The organism is Kitasatospora sp. MY 5-36 (genome assembly GCF_001182915.1).
GTDB lineage: Bacteria > Actinomycetota > Actinomycetes > Streptomycetales > Streptomycetaceae > Kitasatospora.
The window spans coordinates 1-6,437 of record NZ_LFVW01000121.1 but is presented as its reverse complement, the minus strand read 5'-3'; the positions used below and the strand labels follow the sequence as shown (position 1 = coordinate 6,437).

Here is a 6,437-nt window from a genome sequence, read left to right as displayed (position 1 = left end):
CGGGCGCGGTCCGCCAGGGCTAGCGGCCGCCCTCCCGGCGGCCGTCGGTCCGGCGGCAAATCGGTTGCCCGGCGCGGCCCGCGGCTGGCAGGGTCGGGCGCTATGGCCACCTCCCACAAGTTGCACGCCGACGAACTGGACATCGACGAGGCGCTGGTGCGCCGGATGGTCGCAGAGCACTTCCCGCAGTGGGCCGGCCTGCCGGTCGAGCCGGTGGAACCGGCCGGGACCAGCAACGCGATGTACCGGCTCGGGGCGGAGCTGGTGGTGCGCGTCCCGCGGATCCCCGGGGTGGTCGAGGAGATCGCCAAGGAGGACGTCTGGCTGCGGCGGCTGGCCCCGCGGCTGCCGGTCCCGGTGCCGGTCCCGCTGGCCGTGGGCGGACCGGTCGACGGTTGCCCCTGGCCCTGGTCGGTGCTGCGCTGGCTCGACGGCGCCACACCGGTGCCCGGCCGGATCGCCGAACCCGGGGCGCTGGCCGGGGACTTGGCCGACTTCGTGACGGCCATCCGCCGGATCGACCCGACCGGTGCCCCGGCCGCCCACCGCAGCGAGTCGCTGGCCTCGCGGGACGCCGGGACCAGGACCTCGATCGCGGCCGTGGCGGACCTCGTCGACGCCCCCGCCGCGACCGCCGCCTGGGAGCGGGCCCTGGCCGCCCCGGCTCCCGACGGCCCGCCGGTCTGGCTCCACGGGGACCTCCAGCCCGGCAACCTGCTGGTGTCCCCGGACGGCCGGCTGAGCGCCGTCATCGACTTCGGCTGCGCGGGCCTCGGCGAACCGGCCGTCGACCTGATCCCCGCCTGGTACGTCCTGCCCGCCGCCGCCCGCCCCGCTTTCCGCACGGCCGTGGCGGCCGACGACGCGGCCTGGGACCGCGCCCGCGGCTGGGCCCTGTCCGTCGCGCTGATGGAAGTCTCCTACTACCGGGACAGCGACCCGAGGATGACCGCCATCGCCCGCCACGTCATCGCCGAGGTGCTGGCCGACCACGCGTAGACGATCGGCCCGCTCCCCGCTCGCGAGACGACGGGCGGGGAGCGGGCCGGGCCGTCGGCAGGTCAGCCGATCGACAGCCAGCCCGAGTACGTGTTGGTCAGCACCAACAGCCCGGTGTCGCCGTCGTAGAGGGCGTTGTTCAGCTGGATGTGCCCCGTCTCGCGCATGTCGTAGTTGCACTCCGCCCAGTGGCCGACGCCGAGGGCGTTGCGGCACGCGCCGGTGCGGCCGTAGTCGGTGCTCCACCGGCCGACGGCGGAGAAGCCGTCCTTTGCGGTGTCGAGCACGAGCACCTTGTCGCCGGCCTTGTCGAAGCAGGTCTTGACCCCGGGGCTGGTGATGCACGGCAGGCTGGCCGCCGTGATCGCGGACTCCGACATGGTGACGGGCGTCCCGATCGTGCGCGGGTCGTCCTGCGGCGCGGCGACGGCCTGACCGCCGCCGAGGACGGTGAGCCCGAGCGCCAGGGCGGCGAGGCCGATGACGGCGGCGGAGCGCGGGTTCCTGCGGAGTCCGTTGCTGGACATGGATGGTCCCCCTTCGAGGGTGTCGGTGTGTTCGCGTCCACCACCTGATCCCCCGCGGTGGACACAGCATCAGCTTGCCGAGGCCCCAGGGGGTTGTCGTTAGCAGCCGGTCCACGTCCGCTTCGCTCAGCGTCCACCCGCGGCCGTCGCGGCGGCGCCGTGCCGGAAGTCGCGGGGCGGCAGCCCGTACGCGCCGCGGAAGGCGCGGCTGAAGTCGGCGGCGCGGGGGAACCCGCAGCGGGCCGCGATGACGTGGACGGGGGTGGCGGCCAGGGCCGGGTCGGCGAGGTCGCGGCGGGCCCGTTCGAGGCGCTGGTGGCGGATCCAGGCGGCGACGGTCTCCTCTTCGCCCTCGAAGAGGCGGTGCAGGTAGCTGACCGAGATGTGGTGCGCGGCGGCGACGGCGCCGGGGTCGAGGTCCGGTTCGTGCAGGTGGGCGCGGATGAAGGCCCGGATCCGCTGGACCAGCGCCCGGCGCCGGCTCTCCGGCGGTACGGCGTCCTCGGCGTCGAGGTGGTGGGCGAGCAGCGCCGACACCAGGTCGAGGGCCACGGTGCCCAGCCGGGGTGCGTCGCCGGCCCGGTAGGCGCCGGGGTCGGCGGCGATGCCGGCGAGCAGTTGGACGAGCAGGGCGCCCACGCCCGTGCCCCCGGGCATCCGGCGGGCCGTGAGCGTGCCGATCCGGTCCGGCGACAGCGGCAGCGCCTGCCGGGGCACGGTCAGCCAGCCCCCGCGGACCCGCTGGCGCGGATCGTCGGTGCTCGCCTGGAGGAGGAGGGGCCGGGCGCTGTCCTGCAGGACCACGTCGTGCGGGCGGTAGGCGCCGAGGCCGTCGGAGCGGACCGCGGTGGCGGAGTCGCCGAACGGGAGCGAGAACAGGTACAGCTCGGGGTCGGTGGACGAGCGGATCAGGCGTGGTGACCGCCTCGCGGCGAGCGGCGGGTGCTCCATCGTCCAGAGCGCCACGTCGCCGAGCGGCAGGATGTGCACCTCGGACCGGAAGTCGGCCCTGTGCTCGGTGCGGACGTCGAACGGCGCGATCAGCCGGACGAGTTGCTGCTGCCAGTACTCGAAGCGGTCCCGCGGTTCCACGTCCTCGGTCCGGTACACCGACTCGGTCAGCATGCTCGCCCTCCCCTGGCTCGCCTTCCCCGTCCCGGCATTCTCACACCGCCGACGGATCCGGCCCGGGGAAGGAGGGGAACGGCCGGCGGGGCCGCCAGAACCACCGCCCTCAGCCTTCAGTTCGCCCCACCCTCCATGGCCGCTTCGGCCAGGCCGAAGCGGCACCTTTCCGGGGACGGGCAACCACGGCAGAATCTCAGGCGTGACAGACCCTCTGAGTGAGGCGTGGGACTTCCAGGCCCGAGCAGCAGCGGAACAGGACGACTTCGGCCGGACTTCCGGCGGGTCGTGGATCCCGCCCATCCTGCGGGACCTGGTCCTCGCCGCGAGAAGCACCTCGCTGAGCCGCTACTACCCGTTCACGAGTCATGCAACGCTCCGGTTCAGTACAGGGCCCCAATGGTGGCTCGGTAGCGGAGACGTCCTCGCCATCGGCATCGCGCTCGTCCCCGAAGGGCGCTATCTCGTCTACACCCAGACATCGCACGGCGAGCCGTTCTCAGTGGAACTCGAGACCACCGGTGCTGACGAGGCGGCCGCCAGGGCGGAACAACTGGTGAACGCCCTCGGCTGAGTTCAACCGGCAGACCGCAGAACTGCGGCACCTCGCCCGTGCACGGAACCTTGGGTAGAGTCAGAATTGAGGATCTTTCAGGGCGGGCCCGCGCGCAAGCACACGGGCCCGCCCAAACAGATCCGGTGCCTGCCCGCCCACCCTTTCCACAAAAGCCCTGGGCGGCCCCGGCCAGCCCTGGCCGGGGCCGCCGAACGCACAGCTGAGCCCGTTGCCGCTTCGGCCTTTCCGAAGCGGCAACGGCACCACCACACCTGCGTAGGAAGTCGGCGGGGCCGTAGTCAACCGTGGTTTTCAGGACTCCGCCGGAGCTCGGTGCTCCGGGGCCAGTACCTGCCACCGTCGGACGGCCATGCCTCTCAGCGGCAGCATTCCGAGCTTCTCGTAATACGCGCGCAGCGGCTCGTCGCAGGTCAGGTCCACGGAGTACAGATGTTCCGCCTCGGCGAGGACCCGCCGGACCAACTGCCCGCCGATGCCTTTCCCCTGGTATTCGGGCAAGACCTCCAGCCACGGGATGAAGCCCGTGAGGACCCCGTCGCTGATCATGTTGACGAAGCCCACGACGCGCCCCGTCCCGGCATCCAGGGCAACCACGACCCGGTAACTGCCCTTGAGCACGGCAAGGTGCTGCGCGGCCGTCGGCGGTGCGGGCCAGCCTACGAAGAACCCGGAAAGGTCCTGCTCCGCAAGACCGGAGAGATCGGTGCTGTAGTTGATCACCGGCGCATCCTGCCAGAGCGAAGCACACGCTCTGGAGGAGACCGTCAGCCACGGCTGTCCGCGACCGCGATTTCAGCGATGCTCCGTACCGGGGTGTGGAGAGCCGGACTTCGAGAAATCGTCGACAGTCGGGCTGCGTTGGCCCTGATCGCGAGACTCGGCATGAAGCACAATGTGCCGCCCGGATCACCATCCGGACGGCGCGTCACACAGGGCGAACGTTGCTTGATGCGGCACTCGGCCGACGACGGTTCGGGTGGTGTACGTCTCCCGTGACTCTTTCCCGGTTTCCGACATAACGTCGGAAACCGGGCGTGTTCGATGCGGGTAGCATGCGGCCAACGCCTTGTCTGATGCCGGGAGTTGGCTTATGAGCACACTGGTGGTGGGGTCGCGGGCCAGTCACCTGGCGCGGGCTCAGGTCAGGGAGTTCCTGGCGCCGCTGCGGGAGCGCTTCCCCGGCGTGGCGTTCCGCCGGCGAGTGATCACGGAGGCCGGTGACCAGGACCGCAGGTCGGCCCTGAGGGACGTCTCGGAGCGCGGCGGCGGCTCGGCGTTCTCGGTGAACCAGGTGAACGCGCTGGTGTCCGGTGAGGTCGACGTGATCGTGCACTCGCTCAAGGACCTGCCCACTGCGAACCCGCCCGGCCTGATCCTTCTGCCCCCACCCACCCGTGCGGACGTGCACGACGCCCTGTGCGGCTCGACGCTGGCGGACCTTCCGTACGGGGGCAGGATCGGGACGTCGGCGTCGCGCCGGATCGCCCAGCTGCTGCACGTCCGTCCGGACCTGGTGCCGGTGGAGATCCGGGGGAACGTCCCGACCAGGCTCGGCAAGCTCAGGACCCAACAGCTGGACGCTGTCGTCCTGGCGGCCGCCGGGATCAAGCGGCTCGGCCGCGGCGACGAGATCAGCGAGATCCTGCCGGTCGGGCTGTTTCCGCCGTCTCCCGGGCAGGGCGCGCTGGGCATCCAGATCCGGGAGGACAACGAGTGGGCCCGCGAGGTCCTGGCCGGTTCCGGTGACCCGGTGACCGACGCGGAGGTGCGGGCCGAGCGGGCGATGCTGGCGGAGCTCCACGGCGGATGCTCGGTGCCGGTCGGCGCGTTCGGCAAGGTCGACTGCGGCGTGCTGACCCTGCACGGGCAGGTCATCTCCGTGGACGGCGGGCGGCAGGTGGAGGCCCGGCTCTCCGGCCCGGTGAGCGAGCCGGAGAAGCTGGGAGCGCTGGTGGCCGGCCTCCTGCTGGACCAGGGCGCGGAGGGCATCCTGGCGGAGGTCCGGCCCACCGCCGCCGCTTAAGCGCGCAGACGGGCCAGGTCCAGGGCCGCGTAGGTGATGATCCGGTCCGCGCCGGCCCGCTTGAGCATGGTGAACAGTTCCGCGAGCGGGTGGAAGTCCCGCCGTCCGGTGGCCGGGTCGGGCGGGGCGAGGCGAGGCGGGTGTACTCGCCGGAGACGGAGAACGGCATCAGCGGGGCTGCCGTCCTGACCCTGAGGCTGGCGAGCACGTCCACCGACAGCATCCCCGGCTCCAGCAGCAGCATGTCCGCCCCCTCGTCGAGGAAGGCGAGTCCGGTGTCGACGGCGGTCTCCGGACTGCGAGGGCTGATCCGGAACGGGCGGCGGGCGGCGGGGGCGGGGACGGCCCGCATGGTGGTGCGGTAGCCCTCGTAGAGGGCGGAGTCGAAGATCAGGTGCGGCATGGTCGCCACGTCCCGGTGGTCGGCCTCGTCCAGCGCCTGCCGCACGGCCCGGGTGGTACCCCGGGTCATCGCGGCAGGGCCGACGATGTCGGCGCTGGCCCCGGCCTGGATGACGGCCTGGGTGACGGTCAGCGCGGCCGTCGCCTCCAGATCGATCCGGGCGCCGACGGTCAGGTGGCACTCGCCGGTGTCGGTGTGGCCGCACAGGCAGTTCTCCGTCATCGCGGCCATGCCGGGCTCGGTGTCCTCGACGGCGCGGATGGCCCGCACCATCAGGCTGTCCGACGCGACGGCACCGGCGGCCCGCTCGTCGCGGCGCAGACTGTTGGCGAACACCTCCACCGAGCGGATGCCGACGGCGGTCAAGTCCCGCACGGCCTGCGGGATCTCGGGGACGGTGATGGCCGACAGCCGAATAGCGCTTCACCCCACCACGCAGCGCCGCTACCGCTGCGTAGGAAGTCGGCCGGGTCGACTTCCTGTGCGCGGCGAGGCGACCCGCCGGGCGGGTCCGGTGACCGATCAATGTCGTCGGGCGGACCCGCCCGACGACAAGAGAAGGCGAGGGAAGCACCCCGCTCCCTTTCAGGAACCCGCAAGAGTAATGGCGGCCCCGGCCACGCATGGCCGGGGCCGCCGGAACCACCGCCGAGCAGCACTCGCTTCACCCCATCATCCGTCGCCGTTTCGGCCTTGCCGAAGCGGCGCCGGGCCACTCCTGCGCGGGAAGTCGGCGGGGCCGACTTCCTGTGCTTACGGGTGGGTTGCGCGGGCGCGGCAGTG

The 6,437-nt window shown here is 72.3% G+C and carries 6 protein-coding genes and 1 pseudogene; 3 read left to right on the top strand and 4 right to left on the bottom strand.

From position 1 onward, the window contains the following. Window positions 1-102 precede the first annotated feature (102 nt). Entirely contained in the window at window positions 103-999 is an 897-nt protein-coding gene (locus AE652_RS09765; RefSeq protein WP_049650835.1) for an aminoglycoside phosphotransferase family protein, read from the top strand. A gap of 62 nt (window positions 1,000-1,061) precedes the next feature. On the opposite strand, the gene AE652_RS43045 is transcribed toward AE652_RS09765, so the two are convergent. Both AE652_RS43045 and AE652_RS09755 read right to left on the bottom strand, forming a co-directional pair. Further along, a complete protein-coding gene (locus AE652_RS43045) occupies window positions 1,062-1,526 on the bottom strand; it encodes a hypothetical protein (protein ID WP_053112024.1) in 465 nt (154 codons plus the stop codon). 126 nt (window positions 1,527-1,652) lie between these two features. Further along, complete coding sequence (locus AE652_RS09755) at window positions 1,653-2,651, bottom strand: helix-turn-helix domain-containing protein (RefSeq protein WP_049650834.1); 999 nt, start codon at window positions 2,649-2,651, stop codon at window positions 1,653-1,655. Window positions 2,652-2,853: 202 nt separating this feature from the next. Here AE652_RS09755 and AE652_RS09750 point away from each other — a divergent pair, with 202 nt between their 5' ends. Further along, entirely contained in the window at window positions 2,854-3,225 is a 372-nt protein-coding gene (locus AE652_RS09750; RefSeq protein ID WP_049650833.1) for a hypothetical protein, read from the top strand. Window positions 3,226-3,519: 294 nt separating this feature from the next. Here AE652_RS09750 and AE652_RS09745 read toward each other — a convergent pair whose 3' ends face one another. Continuing rightward, window positions 3,520-3,948, bottom strand: coding sequence for a GNAT family N-acetyltransferase (locus AE652_RS09745; RefSeq protein WP_049650832.1), 429 nt, complete (start codon window positions 3,946-3,948; stop codon window positions 3,520-3,522). A gap of 370 nt (window positions 3,949-4,318) precedes the next feature. Between AE652_RS09745 and hemC the strand changes: the two genes are divergently transcribed. Then, window positions 4,319-5,251 (top strand): hydroxymethylbilane synthase, encoded by a 933-nt coding sequence (gene hemC / locus AE652_RS09740; RefSeq protein WP_049650831.1) that lies wholly within the window; start codon window positions 4,319-4,321, stop codon window positions 5,249-5,251. 193 nt (window positions 5,252-5,444) lie between these two features. Here hemC and AE652_RS48015 read toward each other — a convergent pair. Next, window positions 5,445-5,996: pseudogene (locus AE652_RS48015) on the bottom strand (hypothetical protein); the annotation flags it as partial. Window positions 5,997-6,437 lie beyond the last annotated feature (441 nt).